Here is a 20,048-nt window from a genome sequence, read left to right on the forward strand (position 1 = left end):
ATTGAAAAAGTTTCATTTTTTGCAAAAAAGTTGAATCAGTGTATCCTTATTTTAGTATAACCAACTAATGAACGTAAACATTTGATATTTTTGGAAAACCGTTACCGTTTACCTGCAGGAGAATTTCGACTGATATCAAAGCCAACAGCACCATTTTTAAACATATAAAAAGACCGTCAGCCATTGGCCTTCGGTCTTTTATTACATAGTTTTATGAAAGGTGTTGTTGTACAAGTTTATTTACTAGTGATCCGTCTGCTTTGCCCTTTACTTTAGGCATAATGGCAGCCATCACTTTACCCATATCAGCCTTTGAGGATGCACCAGTTTCTTCAACCGTTTCAGCAACAATTTTAGAAACCTCTTCTTCAGAAAGCTGTTTAGGCATATATAATTCGACATACTGAAGTTCAGTACGAATTTTTTCAACAAGGTCTTCACGACCTGCTTTTTCAAATTCATGGAGGGAATCCTTGCGTTGTTTAACTTCGCGAGAAAGGACAGTTAACTCTTGTTCTTCGTTAAGCTCTTCACCGAACTTGATGGCTTCGTTTTGAAGAGAGGCTTTAATCATACGAATGACAGTGAGTTTTTCTTTTTCTTTATTCCTCATCGCTTGTTTCATATCTTCATTTAAACGCTCGAGAAGACTCATTACATACACCCTCTCTTACCACTTACGCTTTCTAGCAGCCTCAGACTTTTTCTTACGTTTAATACTAGGTTTTTCATAGAATTCGCGCTTTCTTGCTTCCTGCAAAGTACCAGTTTTTGATACTGTACGTTTGAAGCGACGAAGAGCATCTTCAAGCGATTCGTTTTTACGAACGACGGTTTTAGACATTCTCTTTCCCTCCCTCCGAGCACAACACACTTACATCAACAACATGGTTTATTCCATGTACCTTGCAATTATAATATAACAGCTTATCAAGGTCAACAGTAATTATCCTGCTCACGTGTTGTTTTTAAACTAAGGTACTATATAAATACCCTCTATAAGAACAAACGAAACAATTTATTAGTCACAGGCATGTCCTTTCATTATACCCCATAGTATTAGATGTAGGGGGTGAGAGCTTGTTTATCCAGCTATTATTATTTTTGCTGCTTATCGGGTTATTTATTTATGGCATGACATTGTTAAGATCAGGGCTTTTTAACCTATCTGCCGATTCATTGAAAAATTGGCTGGCAGTGCTGACAAACGCCCCCTGGAAAGGGCTCCTTATTGGAACTCTCATTACAGCGCTCCTGCAAAGCAGTTCAGCCGTTATGATTATTACAATCGGAATGGTCTCCGCAAGAATGCTCACCTTTCCGCAAACCATTGGCATTATTTTAGGCACCAATATCGGTACTACGTTTACGACAGAATTAATTACTTTTAATATAGAGTCCTATATAATTCCGCTGGCAGTTTTCGGCAGCCTCCTTGCAGTAATGAAACGAAAAAACTTGCGCAGCGCAGGCTTGGCCTTATTGGGGATTTCTGCTGTATTTGCTGCAATGCGAGGATTTGAATATATGGCCGGATCCCTAAAGAGCAATGATCTGGTAAAACATATGCTTCTTACACTTGATGGAAGCTATTTGTATGCTGTGTTTGCAGGTGTGGTCATTACGGCAATCATTCAGTCAAGCACAGCTGCAACAGGCATTATAATGGGGTTCCTGACAGCGGGAGCCATGGATTTGGATACGGCAATTGCGATCATGCTTGGGTCCAACATCGGAACATGCGTGGATGCCTATTTAGCATCCATTGGCTCAGGCAGGGAAGCGAAACTTTCCGCCTATGCCCATATCTGGCTAAATTGTTTAGGTGTTGCGGCTTTCTATCCATTTATTGATCTTCTTTCTGAACTCGGCCAACATGCAGCAAGTAACCCTGATGTACAACTCGCGCATATTAGTGTATTGTTTAATGTCTTTTCATCTCTGCTTGTTCTTCCGTTTGCTAATCAATTTGGAAGATTTATTATTAAAATTCACAGCAGTAAAAGCGGGTAACAAAAAATGCCGGGAAATCCCGGCATTTAATTACAGAATAAAATAATGTTTTGAATTTCGATAACTGTCTGGCTCCAGGCGCCATCGGCTCTTGGGTCAAAGCCGATAAGCAGGAGCCTTCCGCTTTTCTTAATAATCAGATTCGCTTGTCAAACCATTGACAATAGCTGCACCTGAGCTTGCGCCAATTCTAGTGGCACCCGCTTCAATCATTTTCTGAGCGTCCTCTGCACTTCTTACTCCGCCTGAAGCTTTAACACCAATATAAGGACCTACTGTTTTTCTCATTAAAGCTATATCCTCTACAGTTGCTCCGCCTGTTGAGAATCCTGTAGATGTTTTAACAAAGTCAGCTCCCGCTTTAACAGAAAGCTCACATGCTCTTACTTTTTCTTCTTCTGTAAGAAGGCAGGATTCGATGATAACCTTTGTTAATGCTTTTCCTTTTGCAGCTTCGACAACTGCGCGGATATCTCTTTCGACTAGCTCATTGTCTCCGCCTTTTAATGCTCCAATGTTAATAACCATATCTACTTCGGCCGCACCGTTTTCAATTGCATTTGCCGTTTCAAATGCTTTTGTTTCAAGAGTTGAAGCTCCTAATGGGAAGCCTATAACTGTGCAGACTTTTACTTCTGTCCCGTTAAGCAATTCGCTTGAACGTTTGACCCATGCTGGGTTAACACAAACAGATGCAAAGTTGTATTCTTTAGCCTCGGCACAAACTTTTTCAATTTGGTCTTTTGTCGCATCTGCTTTAAGTAATGTATGATCGATCATTTTTGCTACGTTATTTGTCATATTAACTACTCCTTTTAAAAACAAGTTGTACGTACCTCTTACATAATACCATTTGCATACTAAAATATCGAGCAGCATTTATGATTTTTGTAATCGTTTTCGAAAGTAGTTTTTCCCATAGGACATTAATAAATTTATAAAAGGCTCTTTTCTCATAGAATGAAGTTTTGCTTATGAATTCAGCCCGTTGATTTCAATACTGGGCATTTGCTTTCCGCGGGGAAGAATAGAGCTCCTCGGCTTCACCCGCGTGTCTCCCGCTCCCTCTCCTTCCGCAGGACATAGAATAATCTCCCGGAATTAACACCGCACAAAGGAAATGCGGGAGCATTTTCGAGGATCAAGCGCCCACCTAGGAGCCGCAACTAGACAGGCTTGTGACCTCGAGGGGGTAGGCGCCTGGAGCTAGACAGTTCTTTAAGTTCAAAGGGATATAAATTCTGATATAAAAAAAGGAACTACCCGTAGGTAATTCCACTAAACTGCCGCCTCTTCTGTTTCATTCAATACATCAAGGATTTTAACAAATTGACCTTTATTATAAGGGTAGCCAGCTTTTGTAATTTTTACTTTTACAATTTGGCCCACCATTTCTTCAGTTGCCGGGAAGACAACTTTCAGGTAATTATCAGTGTATCCGACAAATAAATTGCTATCACTGCCTTCTTTAAAGCTTTCCTCAGGGATCACTTCAAGAACTTCACCTTCATACTGTGATGCATACTCTTTTGCGAGCTGATCGGACAATGCAATTAGGCGATGAACCCGCTCATTTTTAACTTCTTCATCAATCTGGCCGTCCATTCTCGCTGCAGGAGTTCCCGTACGCTTGGAATACGGAAATACATGTAGCTCGGAGAATTTATGTTCCTTAATAAAGTTGTAGGTTGCCATAAATTCTTCTTCTGTTTCTCCAGGAAATCCAACGATAACATCCGAAGTGACTGCCAAACCTGGAAGAGCTTCCTTTAAGCGTTCCAGACGCTCAGCAAAGAATTCCATGGTATATTTACGGCGCATTCTCTTTAAAACGGTATTTGAGCCTGATTGAAGAGGAATGTGCAGGTGTCTGACAACCACCTTTGACTGATCCATCACTTCAATAACTTCATCCGTAATCTGGCTAGCTTCAATAGAAGAGATTCTTAGACGTTTCAGACCAATTACCTGCGCTTCCAAATCTCTAAGAAGAGCCGCAAGGTTATAATCCTTCATGTCCTCTCCATAACCTCCTGTGTGGATTCCCGTCAGGACGATTTCTTTATATCCAGCATCAACCAGCTGCTGAGCCTGGCGGATTACCTCTTGAGGATCACGGGATCGCATTAGCCCTCGTGCCCAAGGTATAATACAAAAAGTGCAGAAGTTATTGCAGCCTTCCTGAATTTTAAGAGAAGCACGTGTCCTATCCGTAAACGCAGGAACATCCAGCTCCTCATAGACACGGTTTTTCATGATATTTCCAACACCATTGATTGGCTGGCGTTCCTGTTTATATTGCTCAATATATTCAAGCATTTTTACTCGATCCTGAGTACCAACAACAATATCTACGCCAGGGATCGCCATGATCTCAGCAGGTGATGTTTGAGCGTAGCAGCCAGTTACACAGATAACGGCATCAGGGTTTTTTCTGATGGCTCTTCTGATCACTTGCCTGCTTTTTTTATCCCCTGTGTTTGTAACAGTACAGGTATTAACAACATATACATCTGAGACTGATTCAAAATCAGTCCGTTCGTAGCCAGCTTCTTTAAACAGCTGCCAAATGGCTTCTGTTTCGTAATGATTGACTTTGCAGCCAAGTGTATGAAATGCAACTGCAGGCATACTATTTCACCTCATTAGTTCTAATTGATAAGAAACAGCTGAAAGAAGGTACATCGGTGCTGTTTCTGTCCTTAAAATCCGCGGGCCAAGTCCACACGCAAGAAAGCCCTGTTCCTGCAGAATTGATACTTCTTGGTTGGTCAGCCCGCCCTCAGGCCCAAACAATATAATAAGCGAATCTCCTTTTTTCATGGAAGTCAATGTTTTGGAAAGAACGGAAGCCTCCCCTTGCCTTGCTTCCTCCTCAAAGGCAATCAATTTATGTGTATAACCCAGGCATAGTTTCAGCAGCGACTTTAAATCTTGGGGAGCCAGAACTTCAGGCACCTTGGTGCGGTGCGACTGCTCAGCAGCCTCTTTTGCAATCTTCTGCCACCTATCAACCTTTTTCTCAGCCTTCTTCGCATCCCATTTTACTACTGAACGAGCTGAAGTAAAAGGGATAAACCGGCAAGCGCCAAGCTCTGTCCCTTTTTGAATAATCCATTCGAGTTTATCCCCTTTAGGCAGTCCGCTCACAATTGTAATATCGACAGGAAGTTCTGAGGACCCTTCAATCCATTGTACAACTTCTGCTGCCGCTTGTTCATCGGTAATTTCTTCAATAATGCATAGAGCACACTTTCCATGGGGATCCACACAGATAATTTGGCCGCCTTCCTTCATTCTCATAACCTTTACAATATGACGCAGGTCCTCACCAAAAATATAAAAGCGATCATCAATTGCTGCTTCCTCAACGAAATACCGCTGCACAACAGGCACCTCTTCCCTAACCAGTCCGTTATTCTTCTACACTGTAAAGGGGGGGTAATGAATTACCCCCTAACAAGATGACAAAGTCTTTTAATTTCTTTTGGCAACAATCGCTACCCAATCTTCCATTTGAATCGTTTCTTCGATATCAAACCCTGCTGCGGCAATGGCATCCCTAACTTCTTGCTTCTTCTGCTGGATGATGCCGGAAGCAATAAAATATCCGCCATGTTTTACTGCTGAAGCAACATCATCTGTAAATCGCAGTATCACTTCCGCAAGGATATTGGCCACTACAATATCAGCTCTTTGGTCAACTCCGTCCAACAGATTGTTCTGTGATACATCAACAACATGCTGAACTTTATTAAGCTTAACATTTAATCTTGCAGAATTTACTGCAACCTCATCAAGGTCAAGTGCTGTTACTGTTTCGGCACCAAGCATTGCTGCTGCAATACTTAATACGCCTGAACCGGTCCCAACATCTATTGCTATGTCTCCCATTTTCACCGTTCTTTCGAGGGCTTGAATGCACATCACTGTCGTAGGGTGTGTTCCGGTCCCAAATGCCATGCCAGGATCAAGCTCAATGATCAGTTCGTCGCTGCTTACTGGAGTATACTCTTCCCATGTCGGAACAATCGTAAATCGTTCTGATATTTTAACTGGGTTATAGTATTTTTTCCAGGCTGTCGCCCATTCCTCCTCATTTACTTCGCTGATGCTGACTTTGTTGGCCCCAATATCAATATTGAAAAGTATCAGGTTGTTTATAGCTTCTTTAATTTCTTCCACAGTCTCGCCCAGGAAACTGTTCACTGGCAAATATGCTTTTACAATTACGCCTTCTTCTGGATAATCCTGCGGATCGAGCTGGTAGATTTCGCCGAATTGGTCCTTTCTTTCTTTTACAAGCTCCAAAGGATCTTCAATTACAACTCCACTTGCACCGGCTTCATGCAAAATATTCGAAATCGGTTCAACAGCTTCATTTGTAGTATGAATACTGATTTCTGACCATTTCACTTCTACCAACTCCATTTCCATTATTCACCTTTAAAGGCTCGTTTTACTTTAGAGAAGAAGCTTTCTTCCTGTTCTCCCTGTGGAACTTTTCCGCTTACTTCAGCAAACTCGCTAAGCAGCTGCTTCTGCTTTTCTGTCAGCTTTGTCGGTGTGATAATTCGAACAATAATGTGCTGATCTCCTGTGCCATATCCCCTTACGTTTGGTACACCCTTCCCTTTCAGGCGAAATTTTGTGCCTGTTTGTGTACCTGCGGGAACTTTGAGTTTTACCTTTCCGTGAAGGGTTGGAACCTCAATTTCATCACCAAGGGCTGCCTGCACAAATGTAACGGGCATCTCACAATATACATCATCGCCATCGCGTTCAAAGAACTCATGTGAACGAACATGGAAAACCACATACAGGTCTCCCGGAGGTCCGCCGTTCACACCTGGCTCTCCTTGACCAGTTACACGAAGCTGCTGTCCATCATCAATGCCCGCAGGAATCTTGACATGGATCTTTCTGCGTTTTTGCACTTTTCCGGCGCCGCCGCATGTGGAGCACTTTTCCTTGATTTCTTTCCCTGTGCCATGGCAATAATGACAAACTCTTCTATTTACAATTTTGCCGAATGGCGTATTTTGCTCCACATTCAGCTGGCCTGATCCATGGCAATGGCGGCATGTTTCTGGCTTCGTCCCAGGCTTTGCTCCCGATCCGTTACAGGTTTCACAAGTTTCCTCACGAGGAATTTCAATATCGGTCTCTTTGCCAAAAACAGATTCTTCGAATGAAAGGGACATCGTATATTGCAAATCTGCCCCTTGCCTTGGTGCATTAGGGTCTCGGCGGCGAGAGCCTCCTCCGAAGAATGTACTGAAGATATCCTCAAATCCGCCAAAGCCTTCAAAACCGCCTCCGCCAAAGCCCTGATTAGGATCTGTGTGCCCAAATTGGTCATAATGAGCCTTCTTTTGATCATCGCTTAGCACTTCGTAAGCTTCTTTTACTTCCTTGAACTTCTCGTCAGCATCTTGCGCTTTATTGATATCCGGATGATACTTTTTTGAAAGCTTGCGATATGCTTTCTTAATTTCATCCTTGGATGCACCTTTGCTGATTCCAAGAACTTCATAGTAATCCCTTTTACTCATGATTACCACTCCCCGATTCATTTCACATAAAGGTTATTGTATCATTCTCTAATTATATTCCGCAACCGCCATTCACACTTACAGTGAATAGTTAGACTAACTTTGTCATTTGCCGCTTCCCCAAAGAAAGGACCCTGGCCTACTCATAGGGCATGAGGCAAGGAGCAATTTTCTTGCAATCTTTCGAGAAATGCTGCAAACAGAAATAAAAGCCAAAGCCAAGAAAAACCTGACTTTGACTTTTTTTTGAAAAGACTTGCGTCTTTATCCATGGAATCCCTTTTAGGAGACGCAGTATCACGATAATAAAATTTTAAATCATATTTATTTATCGTCTTTTACTTCTTCGAACTCTGCATCTACGACATTATCGTCGTCATTATTGCTGTCAGAGCCTTCTGAACCTTGGCCTGCCTGTGCTTGCTGAGCCTCTTCATACAGTTTTACTGTCAACGCCTGGACTACCTCCTGCAGTGAATCTTTCTTCTCACGGATTTCATCCAGATTGTTCTTTTCAATTGCAGCTTTTAAAGCATCTTTCGCTTCAGTCGCTTTTGCTACCTCAGCTTCATCCACTTTGCCTTCAAGATCTTTTAGAGTCTTTTCAGCTGTGAAGACTAGCTGGTCCGCTTCATTGCGAAGCTCAACTTCTTCTTTACGCTTCTTATCTGCTTCAGCATTTTCTTCTGCTTCTCTTACCATTTTATCGATTTCTTCATCCGATAACCCTGTAGATGATTTAATTGTAATCGCCTGCTCTTTGTTTGTGCCTAAGTCTTTAGCGCGTACATTTACGATACCATTTTTATCGATATCGAAAGACACTTCGATTTGCGGCACACCGCGCGGAGCTGGAGGAATATCGCCTAGCTGGAAGCGGCCTAGTGTTTTGTTATCCGCTGCCATTGGGCGCTCTCCTTGTAGAACATGGATATCAACCGCGGACTGGTTATCAGCAGCAGTTGAGAATACTTGAGATTTTGATGTAGGGATGGTTGTATTGCGTTCGATTAGCTTCGTGAACACACCGCCCATTGTTTCAATTCCAAGAGACAATGGAGTTACGTCTAATAGAACAACATCCTTAACATCGCCTGTGATAACTCCGCCCTGAATGGCTGCGCCCATTGCTACAACTTCATCAGGATTAACCCCTTTATGAGGCTCTTTGCCAGTTTCTTTCTTGATTGCTTCCTGTACAGCCGGGATCCGAGTAGAACCGCCGACTAGAATAACTTTATCGATTTCTGAAGGAGACAAATCAGCATCCTTCAACGCTTGGCGTGTTGGTCCCATTGTACGTTCCACAAGATCTGCAGAAAGCTCATCAAACTTGGCTCTTGATAGAGTTACTTCAAGGTGTAAAGGTCCAGCTTCCCCAGCAGTGATGAAGGGAAGAGAAATTTGTGTCGAAGTTACACCAGAAAGATCTTTTTTCGCTTTCTCAGCAGCATCTTTTAAGCGCTGAAGTGCCATTTTATCTTTAGCAAGGTCAATGCCATTTTCTTTTTTGAACTGCTCAACTAAGTAATCAATAATTACTTGGTCAAAGTCATCTCCGCCAAGACGGTTGTCTCCTGCCGTAGATTTTACTTCAAAAACGCCATCGCCCAGTTCAAGAATAGATACGTCAAATGTACCCCCGCCAAGGTCATAAACAAGGATTGTCTGGTCTTCATCCATTTTATCAAGACCATATGCCAAAGCTGCAGCAGTAGGTTCGTTGATGATACGCTCTACTTCAAGGCCCGCAATTCTTCCTGCATCCTTTGTAGCCTGACGTTCAGCATCATTGAAATATGCGGGAACGGTAATAACAGCTTTAGTCACTTTTTCGCCAAGATAGTCTTCCGCATAAGATTTTAAATATTGAAGAATAATAGCAGAAACCTCTTGAGGCGAGAATTCTTTTCCTTCAATCTCTGTTTTAAAATCTGTGCCCATGTGGCGTTTAATGGAAATAATTGTGTTCGGGTTTGTAATGGACTGGCGCTTCGCCACCTCACCGACCTGACGTTCACCGTTCTTAAATGCAACAACTGAAGGAGTTGTACGGTTCCCTTCCGGATTTGGAATTACTTTTGGTTCGCCGCCTTCAAGTACAGCGACACATGAGTTGGTTGTACCTAAATCGATTCCGATAATTTTGCTCATGTTCTTTACCTCCCCAAATATGTATTTATTGATTTACTTTAACCATTGATGGACGAATGACTCTGTCCTTTAGCTTGTAGCCTTTTTGGAACTCTTCGACTACAACATTGGATTTAAAATCTTCATCCTCCACCTGCATCACAGCTTGATGCAAATGCGGATCGAATTCATTTCCAACAGCCTCGATTTGTTCTGCACCCTCTTTTTTAATAGCCTCCAGCAAGCCTCGATAAACCATTTCCATTCCTTGAAGAATGGATTTTACCTGTTCATTATCCGCTTCCATGTGAAGAGCTCTTTCAAAGTTGTCAATCGCAGGCAATAGGTCCATGATTAAACTTTGTGCTCTATATTTTTCAGACGCTTCAAGGTCTAGCCTTGCACGGCGCCGGGAATTTTCAAAATCAGCCTGAAGGCGGTAAATGCGATTCTCCGCTTCTTCCAGCTTGCCTTCCAGTTCAGCGATTTTTTCATTCGCTGCTGTAAGTTCCGCATCTGCATTTTCCCTATTTGCAATTGCTTCTGACACTTCCGCCTCTGCAAACACTTCTTCTACAGGAGCTTCATTTTCAGTTCCTTCAGGTTCATTGATTTCTTCTTTTAAATCTTGATGCAACGTTTCTTTCTCTTCTGCCAACTTTTTCACCTCCCTTAAATAATCTGCCAATATTAGGAATACACAAGGAAAGGGATGGAAAGGCATTTCCACCCTTAATCAATATCTCCACCATCAGTCGTTTTGATACAGTTTCGATAAAACAGCAGATAAGTCTGCACTAATATAGTCCAATAAACTAATAACCCTTGAGTACTCCATTCTGATTGGCCCAAGAATAGCAATTGTTCCCAGCTGCTCAGTCCCGATTGAGTAACTGGCAGTGATCAGGCTGCAGTTTTCCATTGCAGTATTCTTATTTTCCCTGCCAATTTTTATATTAATCCCGGCTTGATCTTTGCGAATCAAATCATATATGCCCTCTTCCTGTTCAATCATATTCAATAGGCTTTTAACCTTATCGATATCATGAAACTCCGGCTGGCTAAGCATATTGGTTTTCCCGCCAAAAAACAGCTTTTCATAACTTGGGATCTTTATGGTATCAGCAATTGAATTCAGCATAAGGTCATAGTTATTGATATGCTGCCTCAACAGTACGGCAACTTCTTTGTATAGCTTATTGTTCAAACGTTCAATAGGAGCACCCGACAATCGGTCATTGAGGATGTTAACTACCTTTTCGAGGTCTCCGGCATCAATATGTTCCGGCAAATGGAACATCCTGTTTTCCACATGGCCCGTATCTGTAATAATGATTGCTATTGCTGTTTCTTTATTCAAAGGCACAATTTGAATTTTCTTCAGCTTATTATCCCTCACTGCAGGCCCGAGGACAATAGATGTATAATTTGTCATCTCCGACAATATTTTTGCCGATTTTTGAACAATTTTTTCCAGCTCATAGATTCTTTCCGCAAAGATTGATTTAACTTTGTGGATATCATGCTGATTTAATTTTTGCGGGGAAATAAGGTGATCCACATAGTAGCGGTATCCTTTTTCCGAAGGAATCCTCCCCGATGAGGTGTGTGTTTTTTCAATAAACCCAAGTTCCTCTAAATCAGCCATCTCGTTTCTGATCGTTGCGGAACTAAAAGAAATTTCATCTTTTTTTGACAAGGTTCTCGAACCGACAGGCTGTGCAGATTGAATAAAATCATTAACAATCACTTGGAAAATTAATAATTGACGATCTGTTAACACAGTAATCACCTCTGTTAGCACTCTTTGTTAGCGAGTGCTAATTCTACTAATAAATTATCAAATCAAGCGTACAGTGTCAATAATTTGGATTCCTTTTTTAATCTTACTATTCCCTGCCCAATTCCCCTATAAAAGTCTGGAAAACTTCATTGCCAAGATATCGCCCTTGTTCAGTTAATTTAATATGGCCTTCACTAACAGCTATTAATTTTGACCCTTCCAGCTTGTCAATTTGAACCTCGAACAATTTTAGTGGATTTCTGTCAAATTTCATTTTAAAACGACTAATTGAAATTCCATCCGTTTTTCTAAGGCCAAGGAACATCTCCTCTTCCATCTGCTCTTCCAATGTAACCTTATGTTCCTCAAAAATAGGAAGCTTGCCGTTTGCAATTGGCTTCATATATTTCTTAAGCGGCCCATGATTCGAACGGCGTATACCGTTTACATATCCATGTGCTCCTGCACCAAGACCGAAATACCATTCATTATCCCAATAGGTAATATTATGGCGGCTTTCAAAACCCGGTTTTGCAAAATTGCTTATTTCATATTGCTTAAATCCATTTTTATCCATCTGTTCCATCAACAATGCATACATGTCTGCTTCCACATCTTCCCCAGGAGTCGGCAGCTTGCCTTTTCTTAATAGATTGTAAAAAACAGTTTTTGGTTCAATAATCAGTGAATAGCCAGAATAGTGGACAATATCCAAAATAAAGGAAGTTTCCAGGGTTTCTTTAAAATCCAGCAAAGTTTGGCCGGGAAGGCTGTAGATCAAATCAATGCTAATGTTTTGGAATCCGATTTTTTTTGCCGATTCAATAGATTGAAAAACATCTTTGGCCCTGTGGACCCTGCCTATTCTTTTTAACAGTTCATCATTGAAGGTCTGAACGCCAAAACTGAGCCGATTTACTCCTGCATCATATAAAATTTGAAGTTTTTCCTTGGAAAGGTCTCCCGGGTTCGCTTCAAAGGTATATTCTGTGGAACTGTCATATGGAAGCTGTTTTTTAATGATGCTGCAAAGCTTTTCAAGCTGCTGTTCATTAAGTGCAGTTGGTGTGCCTCCCCCAATAAAAATGGAAGCCAGATGCCCTGTTGGTGATTCCTTCAATGCAAGCTCTATTTCTTTTTCTAGAGAATTAAGATATTCACCAACCGGCTGACCTTTTAGAAATACTTTATTAAAATCACAATAGTGGCATATATGCTCACAAAATGGGATGTGTATATAAGCTGCTTTAACCATTTATTTCACTACCTTCAAAATAATCATCATTATTAAAAAGCTTTTGAAAACCTTGTCTATTGAATTTCAATTCGAGCATTTCGGCATTCCTCAGTCAAATCCTGTTAGATTCCCCTTACGTTTGCTTTTTCCTCTCGGAGTCTCGCGCTTTCTCTCCAATAGACAGGATGCCTCTAATTCACAATTTAAATTTAAATAAAAAAGAGGCTAGCGCTGTTATTATTATGACAGCATAACTAACCTCCTTAAACAAAGCAAATATATTACTTTTTAGAGCTATTGTCATCCATTTTCAGAACAGCCATGAAAGCTTCTTGCGGAACTTCAACAGAACCAACCTGCTTCATCCGCTTTTTACCTTCTTTCTGTTTCTCCAAAAGCTTGCGCTTACGGGAGATATCTCCGCCGTAACACTTTGCCAATACATTTTTGCGGATAGCTTTAATCGTTGAGCGGGCAACGATTTTTTGCCCGATTGCCGCTTGAATTGGAACCTCGAATTGCTGACGCGGAATAAGTTCCTTGAGCTTTTCAACGATAATCTTTCCTCTTTCATAAGCGAAGTCTCTATGGACAATAAAACTTAATGCATCAACTTTTTCAGTATTTAATAAAATATCCATCTTAACAAGCTTAGATGGCTTGTACCCTATTAATTCGTAGTCGAAGGAAGCATATCCTTTTGTATTGGATTTAAGCTGGTCAAAGAAATCATATACAATTTCTGATAAAGGAATTTCGTAAACAATATTAACCCTTGTTTCATCCGTGTACTGCATATCAATGAATATGCCACGCTTCTCCTGGCAAAGTTCCATTATGGCACCAACATAGTCGTTCGGTGCCATCATTGTAGCCTTTACATACGGCTCTTCCACACGATCAATCTGTTGCGGGTCAGGCATATTGGATGGGTTATCTACTTTAATTTCAGTGCCGTCAGTCATGATGACGTCATAGATAACACTAGGTGCTGTTGTAATTAGGTCAATCTTGAACTCACGCTCAATACGCTCCTGAATGATTTCCATGTGAAGCAGTCCAAGGAAACCGCAGCGAAATCCAAAGCCCAGTGCCTGGGAAGTTTCAGGCTCAAACTGAAGTGCAGAGTCATTAAGCTCAAGCTTTTCAAGAGCGTCCCGCAAATCATTAAATTTGGCACTGTCTATCGGATATAAACCGCAATAAACCATTGGATTTAACTTGCGGTAACCAGGAAGGGCTGCGGTGGCACCGTTTTTAGCACTTGTAATAGTGTCACCGACACGGGTATCACCGACATTTTTAATGGCTGCGGTTAAAAACCCTACGTCTCCAACAGAAAGTTCATGCAGCGGGGTGGATTTAGGTGTAAATACACCAACCTCTGTTACTTCAAATTCTTTGCCTGTCGCCATCATCTTTATTTTATCTCCAACTTTTACCGTTCCTTCTACAACACGGATATAGGCTACTACACCGCGGTAAGCATCATAAAGGGAATCGAAAATCAGCGCCTTTAAAGGAGCGTCCGGATCGCCTACAGGCGCAGGCACCTTTTCAACAACCTGTTCAAGGATTTCCTCAATACCGATTCCCGCTTTAGCCGAAGTTAGTACCGCTTCAGAAGCATCTAGGCCGATTACCTCTTCGATTTCATTGCGCACACGTTCCGGATCGGCACTTGGAAGGTCGATTTTGTTGATGATCGGAAGAATTTCCAGGTCATTATCCAAGGCTAAATAAACATTTGCCAGGGTTTGAGCCTCAATTCCCTGGGCTGCATCCACCACTAGGATTGCTCCTTCACAGGCAGCCAGACTGCGGGATACTTCATATGTAAAATCGACGTGCCCCGGAGTATCAATTAAGTGGAAAGTATAGATTTCTCCATCTTTGGCTTTATATTTTAACTGGACCGAGTTTAATTTAATCGTAATGCCCCGCTCTCTTTCAAGGTCCATGGAATCAAGGAGCTGATCCTTCATTTCACGGGCAGTCAGTGCATTGGTCTTTTCAAGGATCCGGTCAGCCAAAGTTGATTTCCCATGATCAATATGGGCAATTATGGAAAAATTCCTTATTTTCTCTTGCCTTTTAAGTCTCTCTTCTTTATTCATTGTTTATAATTCAACTCCTACTATGAGAAAAGCGCAAGCCGCCTTGAATAGGGCGCCTAGAGCCAAGTGTTAATCGTTTTTTAATTAGACCTCTTAGTTTGTATACACTATTTCTGATTATAGCAGTACGTTTCTGAAGATTCAATGCTAAGCTGTATAGGCTTTTTAGAGCAAAAAACAGGGCTGCCTTATAGCAGCCCTATTTTCCGGTTATTAATTCTGTAATGAATTTGATCGACTTTTCTGTTAGCTCTGACAGGCCTTCCGAGATGCTTTTCCCAAGAGATGAAAAGAAGTTAAAAGCTTTCATTTCTTCAAGCTTTTCTTTTTTCTGCTGAAGGTCGTGGCTTGATACATCGTTGCCCAACACGGATGCCTGAAGCTCCCCATCCTCGGATTCGCTTATTGTAAGGGCACTTTTGAAACCATCATCCGAATACCCCTTCATTCTTTGTATCCCCTCGTTTGCCTGCTGCATCCCAAATAAGACGGATATAAACATTATCGCTGCAAGAAAAGCCGCTTTTAACATAAACACTTTCATTACAAATCACACCTAAATATTATTTCTTGTCTGATTCTTGACCCGCCGGCAAATTTACTTCTTCAGCCTGCCAATAATATTCACTGAAGATTTCCGCCAAGGCTTCAGCTGATCGATTTAACTCTTCAAAGGTATTGTCAACTCCGCCAAATTCCACCAGGATAGCATGTTCAGATAGGTCCTGATTAAATTTCCCATTTGTTCTTTCTCCCTGCAGCTGAATAATCCCTCTGCTCAATCCCCTGTATTTTTCCTCTAATCTATTATGCAGGTCATTGGCGAACTTTAAATTTTTCTCATAGTTTTGGTGTTCAGCTCCAATTACAAAGGCCAGCTTTGCATATGGCTTTCCGTTAATTTCTTTTGTTGTATCCTTTTTTCTGCGCGAATCCCGGTGGATATCAATGAAGTATGTCAAATCCCGGTCTGCAGATACAGCTGCCTGAACCACTTCTCTTGATGCCTGATAGGATTGCGAATATCCCCATCCTCTTTTATTTAAAGTTGCTTGAATATCCGTTTTGTCAACAGTTGTCCCGATGCCCTTACTCTCAAGTACTTCTTTAAGCTTGTCCCCTATTTTTGTAACGTTGATTTGTGAATGGCTGGCAGCATTTGGATCTGTCACACCTTTCAGATAAGGGAGGAACGATTCCCGGTTGTGACTGAAATACACATAAACCGGTTTTTTATCACCTGTATTCACGGGAGGTGTCACAGACTGATCTTTATCTTCTGCAGACTCTAGACCTTCTGTGTTTTGGAGGGCAGCTTCCTGCTCGGCTTTCAAAACCTCCAAAGGCGGCGAGGACTCAACCGGCATATTCGTATAATCTGTTCCTTCGCCGGCAACCAAAATCTTGCTGTCGTAAATTGAAAAGTACGGAAGCTCTCTCCCTAATAAACTTCTTGGGTCATTAAGATTTACATTCGTTGATAGTTTGAATACCATGCTCCCAATACTTAGAGGAGTGCTGCTTCCAGGAACTCCCTGAAGAAAAGAGTGATTTTCCCATCCCAGAAAATGATAGAGCATTTCCCCTGTCAGATTATTTGCAGCTGTATTGACAGAGTCTGAGCTTATTCTATATTCCGGTTTCAAAGAAGTTAAAGCTCCGCTTATTGAAAAGATCATAAATAGAAAAAGCAAAAACCCAGCTATAGCCTTTAAAAGGCTCGTCCCTTGAATAGTTACAACAATACCGTTCGTCTTCAAAGGTTTCATTGCTCCACCTCTCCTTGCTAGTCTAGTAAATATTATGACTTTGCTAGAGAAGATAGAACAAAATATTTATTATCAGGATTAACGGGGAAGTTATAACCATACTTAGAAGGACAAGGATTTGACAAAGCATAGTCAGGGAAACGCAGCGGGCAAAAGCCCGATTAATCAACCAACAATCTGTTGGAAAGGCAAACCGCATTGATTGAGTTTTGCTTTATCTCGTATAAAAACCAGCATTCTCCTGATTTACTTGCTGATGGAGTGCCGCATTTAAGCCATTCGCAATCAGGTTGGACATATCCTCTATAAATACATCTACTTCCTTAGGCGTCACCATCAGATTATGGCCAAGAGGGGACAGCACCTCATAAATAAGCTTCCGCTTTTCTTCTTCAGGCAAAGTCCCAATCATGCCTAAAAACGTTTTACGGTGATGCTCTTTTGGCAAGTCCTCCTCGGTAAGCTTTCTTTTTTCACCAAAAGTCATGCCAGCTGGAGCAAGGGAACGAGAAGGGCGGTCACCTTCTTTCATTTCCTTTCCAAAATGCTTTAAAATAAAATCAATTGTGTCGCTCGTTATCGAAACAGCGTCAACTACCGTCGGGACTCCTATGGCAATTACAGGGATACCCAAGGTTTCCTTGCTGATCTCTTTCCGTTTGTTTCCTACACCCGATCCTGGATGAATACCGGTATCCGAAATCTGGATAGTGGAATTTACCCGTTCAATTGATCGGGATGCTAGTGCATCAATCGCAATCACAAAATCAGGCTTCGTTTTTTCAACGATTCCATAGATAATATCGCTTGTCTCTATGCCAGTTAATCCCATTACACCCGGAGAAACAGCACTCACTGGACGGTATCCTTCTTCTACACTCTCAGGCTGCAGCTGATAAAGATGCCTTGTAATCAAAAGGTTTTCACAAACTTGCGGTCCAAGTGCATCAGGGGTTACATTCCAATTCCCGAGGCCGACAATCAGGCATGATGCGTTTTCTTGAATCCCCAGCTGCTTTATGAACTGGGAGAACTCAGCCGCAAAAACAGACTCCACTTTATGCTGCAATTCAGTATCCTGCTGGCGAATGCCTGTCACCTCAAGCGTTAAATAATTGCCTTCCTTTTTCCCTAAGGCTTCTGCACCTTTTTTTGTCACTTCTACAAAAGAAATTTTAATATCATTTTCTTCTTTTTCCTTAATTATAACGCCCTCAATTTGTGATAGGTTTTCCTGCGTGTGGACATTGTCTTTCTGCCGGTTGTCTATGACCATTTCCCTTGCCTCAATGGCAAGATCTGTCCGGACAGAGTATTTGCTTAAATCTAATGATTCCTTCAAGTTTATCCCTCACATTCTCTGTTTTTTTGGGCACTTGGAAAGCGACCCATAATATACTAGAATTCGGATATGTTCTATCTTTGCCGTATAAAGGCAAAAACATGCATGAAGCGCTCTTCTTCATTACGAAATCCAGATGATCAAATTTACATACTGAGTATTGCATTATGCCCGCGTGTTTGATAGAATATCACTTGTTCTTAATTATTGTTAATGAATGTAATGTCGAGTTATAGAATCTCGATGCTTTTTCAGGAGGTGAATGGAATGCCAAACATTAAATCTGCTATTAAGCGTGTTAAAACTAGCGAAGCTCGCAACGCACACAACGCTACAGTTAAATCTGCAATGCGTACAGCTGTTAAAAAAGTTGATGCTGCGATCGTAACCAACGATGCTGCTGCTGCAACTGAATCTTTCGCTGATGCTGCTCGTAAACTAGACAAAGCTGCTGCAAAAGGTCTTATCCACAAAAATGCTGCTGCTCGTAAAAAGTCTCGTTTAATGAAAAAAATGAACTCTTTAAACGCATAGTGTTTAAAGATAACGGCTATCTTCAGGGGTAGCCTTTTATTTTGCACAAGAAAAGCGCAAGGCGCCTTGACCACCCACAAGGGGGGTAGGCGCCTTGCGCTAGACAGTTATCGACGACTAATTTTTTTTACTTTCTTGCTTTACACACAAAAAAACGGTCCAATTTCTGGACCGTTTTTTAATGGGCAGCTTTTCGCAAAGCCTGGCTCTGAAGGCGGAACAAAAACATTTCAATTAGCATCGTTTTGTTCATGCCTCCTGTTTTCATTTGGTAATCAGCATCTGCAAGCAGGCTCATAATAAGAGTTAATTCTTCATCTCCAAATAGGTGTGCCTGCCCTGCTGCCAATTTGACACGGAAAGGGTGGACTTTTAAATATCCAGCAATTTGCTGCTGTCCATATCCCCGTCTGGCAAGCTCTTTTACTTGATAAATGAGTCTGAATTGGCCGGTTATAACAGATAAAATTTTTATCGGTTCTTCGTTTTGTTTTAACAAATCATAATAAATCCTTAAAGCCTCTTCTACTTTCCGGTGGACAATCTTATCTACAAGAGAGAAGATATTTTGTTCAAGTGAACGTGAAACCAGCTTTTCAACCATCTGTTCATCAATTCGCTTTGAATCATTTGCATATAGAGCAAGCTTCTCAATTTCCCCTGTCAATATAAATAAGTTATTTCCGGCAAGTGTTAAAACCAGCTCCACAGCGCTCTCATCAATCTGAACTCCGTTTCCAGCAGCCTTTTCCCTGATCCATGTTTTCAGTTCCCCCTCGTTCAGCTTCTTCGCTTCAAGGACAGCTCCCGTTTTCTTCAACTGTTTTGTTATCTTTTTCCTGTCATCCAGCTTTTCAGCAGAAGAAGCAAAAACTACAACTGAGTAAGGTGCTGGTTCCTTAATATACGCTTCAAGCTTGGCAAGATTATGTTCTACTTTCGCTTTGGATTTTTCAGAGGTTAAAAAAGCCGGATTATGTAAAAAAATCAGCCTCCTGTCACCCATAAACGGGAATGTCTCTGCATCCTCTAAGGCAGTATCGATTGGCGTTTCTTCAAGATCATAAGAGGATAAATTAAAATCCGCTTCCTCTTGGCTTAATACGTTATTAATCAGCAGCTGTTTTGTTTCGTTTATAAGATAGGGTTCTGTTCCATATAATAAGTATATCGGAGCAAACTGCTTTGCCTTTATTTGTTTCCATATATCAAAAACCAATTTATTTCTCTCCGTTCACTTCATTTTATTCTCTCTCTATCCTAAAGAAGCATGAGCGTTTTGACAAGAAGAAAAGCGCAGGCGCCCTCGTCCATCGGCGAAACATGGTGGACTGAGCCGAGTGAGATAAAGGAAACACGAAGAGCGATAGCGATTCGATGTTGACTTACCGCAGACAAGATGTTGGAAGCACGTGGGAGTGATAAGCCGGTGGAGCTATACATGTTATTAAAGGAAATTGGCGTCCCTTTTGAACGCCAATTTCTGATCTATATAGAACGCCGCTTCCTGAGACCCGGGATACTCAGAAAGCAGCGGTGCACCTTTGTTTTATTATTTTTCCCCT

The 20,048-nt window shown here is 41.5% G+C and carries 18 protein-coding genes; 2 read left to right on the forward strand and 16 right to left on the reverse strand.

The window, feature by feature from the left end; all coding sequences use genetic code 11:
* Positions 1 to 211 precede the first annotated feature (211 nt).
* Positions 212 to 655 (reverse strand): GatB/YqeY domain-containing protein, encoded by a 444-nt coding sequence (locus NCCP133_RS01960; protein WP_264803281.1) that lies wholly within the window; start codon positions 653 to 655, stop codon positions 212 to 214.
* A gap of 15 nt (positions 656 to 670) precedes the next feature.
* Positions 671 to 844: a 30S ribosomal protein S21 gene (gene rpsU, locus NCCP133_RS01965; protein ID WP_057771617.1), complete on the reverse strand. Its 174-nt coding sequence runs from the start codon at positions 842 to 844 to the stop codon at positions 671 to 673.
* 236 nt (positions 845 to 1,080) lie between these two features.
* On the opposite strand from rpsU, the gene NCCP133_RS01970 reads away from it, so the two are divergent.
* Entirely contained in the window at positions 1,081 to 2,013 is a 933-nt protein-coding gene (locus NCCP133_RS01970) for a Na/Pi symporter (RefSeq protein WP_264803282.1), read from the forward strand.
* A 129-nt stretch (positions 2,014 to 2,142) separates the two neighbouring features.
* Here NCCP133_RS01970 and deoC read toward each other — a convergent pair whose 3' ends face one another.
* The 13 genes from deoC to gpr form a co-directional block, all read right to left on the reverse strand.
* Positions 2,143 to 2,814, reverse strand: a complete 672-nt coding sequence (gene deoC / locus NCCP133_RS01975; RefSeq protein WP_264803283.1) for a deoxyribose-phosphate aldolase — start codon at positions 2,812 to 2,814, stop codon at positions 2,143 to 2,145.
* 477 nt (positions 2,815 to 3,291) lie between these two features.
* Entirely contained in the window at positions 3,292 to 4,644 is a 1,353-nt protein-coding gene (gene mtaB / locus NCCP133_RS01980) for a tRNA (N(6)-L-threonylcarbamoyladenosine(37)-C(2))-methylthiotransferase MtaB (RefSeq protein ID WP_264803284.1), read from the reverse strand.
* Positions 4,645 to 4,650: 6 nt separating this feature from the next.
* Positions 4,651 to 5,400 carry a 16S rRNA (uracil(1498)-N(3))-methyltransferase gene (locus tag NCCP133_RS01985; protein WP_264803285.1) on the reverse strand — a complete coding sequence of 250 codons (750 nt, stop codon included), beginning with the start codon at positions 5,398 to 5,400 and terminating at the stop codon, positions 4,651 to 4,653.
* Positions 5,401 to 5,490: 90 nt separating this feature from the next.
* Complete coding sequence (gene prmA, locus NCCP133_RS01990) at positions 5,491 to 6,429, reverse strand: 50S ribosomal protein L11 methyltransferase (protein ID WP_264803644.1); 939 nt, start codon at positions 6,427 to 6,429, stop codon at positions 5,491 to 5,493.
* Positions 6,430 to 6,449: 20 nt separating this feature from the next.
* Positions 6,450 to 7,568: a molecular chaperone DnaJ gene (dnaJ, locus tag NCCP133_RS01995; RefSeq protein ID WP_264803286.1), complete on the reverse strand. Its 1,119-nt coding sequence runs from the start codon at positions 7,566 to 7,568 to the stop codon at positions 6,450 to 6,452.
* 324 nt (positions 7,569 to 7,892) lie between these two features.
* Positions 7,893 to 9,722, reverse strand: a complete 1,830-nt coding sequence (gene dnaK / locus NCCP133_RS02000; RefSeq protein WP_264803287.1) for a molecular chaperone DnaK — start codon at positions 9,720 to 9,722, stop codon at positions 7,893 to 7,895.
* A gap of 25 nt (positions 9,723 to 9,747) precedes the next feature.
* A complete protein-coding gene (grpE, locus tag NCCP133_RS02005; RefSeq protein WP_264803288.1) occupies positions 9,748 to 10,359 on the reverse strand; it encodes a nucleotide exchange factor GrpE in 612 nt (203 codons plus the stop codon).
* A 93-nt stretch (positions 10,360 to 10,452) separates the two neighbouring features.
* Positions 10,453 to 11,484, reverse strand: a complete 1,032-nt coding sequence (gene hrcA / locus NCCP133_RS02010) for a heat-inducible transcriptional repressor HrcA (protein ID WP_264803289.1) — start codon at positions 11,482 to 11,484, stop codon at positions 10,453 to 10,455.
* A 106-nt stretch (positions 11,485 to 11,590) separates the two neighbouring features.
* On the reverse strand, positions 11,591 to 12,739 hold the full coding sequence (gene hemW, locus NCCP133_RS02015; RefSeq protein ID WP_264803290.1) for a radical SAM family heme chaperone HemW: 1,149 nt from the start codon (positions 12,737 to 12,739) through the stop codon (positions 11,591 to 11,593).
* A 263-nt stretch (positions 12,740 to 13,002) separates the two neighbouring features.
* Positions 13,003 to 14,838 (reverse strand): translation elongation factor 4, encoded by a 1,836-nt coding sequence (gene lepA, locus NCCP133_RS02020; protein WP_264803291.1) that lies wholly within the window; start codon positions 14,836 to 14,838, stop codon positions 13,003 to 13,005.
* 199 nt (positions 14,839 to 15,037) lie between these two features.
* Positions 15,038 to 15,382, reverse strand: a complete 345-nt coding sequence (locus NCCP133_RS02025) for a YqxA family protein (protein ID WP_264803292.1) — start codon at positions 15,380 to 15,382, stop codon at positions 15,038 to 15,040.
* A 19-nt stretch (positions 15,383 to 15,401) separates the two neighbouring features.
* Positions 15,402 to 16,607, reverse strand: a complete 1,206-nt coding sequence (gene spoIIP / locus NCCP133_RS02030) for a stage II sporulation protein P (RefSeq protein ID WP_264803293.1) — start codon at positions 16,605 to 16,607, stop codon at positions 15,402 to 15,404.
* Positions 16,608 to 16,821: 214 nt separating this feature from the next.
* The gene (gene gpr, locus NCCP133_RS02035; RefSeq protein ID WP_264803294.1) at positions 16,822 to 17,949 is read right to left on the reverse strand and encodes a GPR endopeptidase; all 1,128 of its coding nucleotides are present in this window, start codon (positions 17,947 to 17,949) and stop codon (positions 16,822 to 16,824) included.
* A 267-nt stretch (positions 17,950 to 18,216) separates the two neighbouring features.
* On the opposite strand from gpr, the gene rpsT reads away from it, so the two are divergent.
* Entirely contained in the window at positions 18,217 to 18,483 is a 267-nt protein-coding gene (gene rpsT, locus NCCP133_RS02040; RefSeq protein ID WP_264803295.1) for a 30S ribosomal protein S20, read from the forward strand.
* 178 nt (positions 18,484 to 18,661) lie between these two features.
* On the opposite strand, the gene holA is transcribed toward rpsT, so the two are convergent.
* A complete protein-coding gene (gene holA / locus NCCP133_RS02045; protein WP_264803296.1) occupies positions 18,662 to 19,702 on the reverse strand; it encodes a DNA polymerase III subunit delta in 1,041 nt (346 codons plus the stop codon).
* Positions 19,703 to 20,048 lie beyond the last annotated feature (346 nt).

Origin of the sequence: Cytobacillus sp. NCCP-133, from assembly GCF_026011715.1 — a bacterium.
Lineage (GTDB): Bacteria > Bacillota > Bacilli > Bacillales > Cytobacillaceae > Cytobacillus.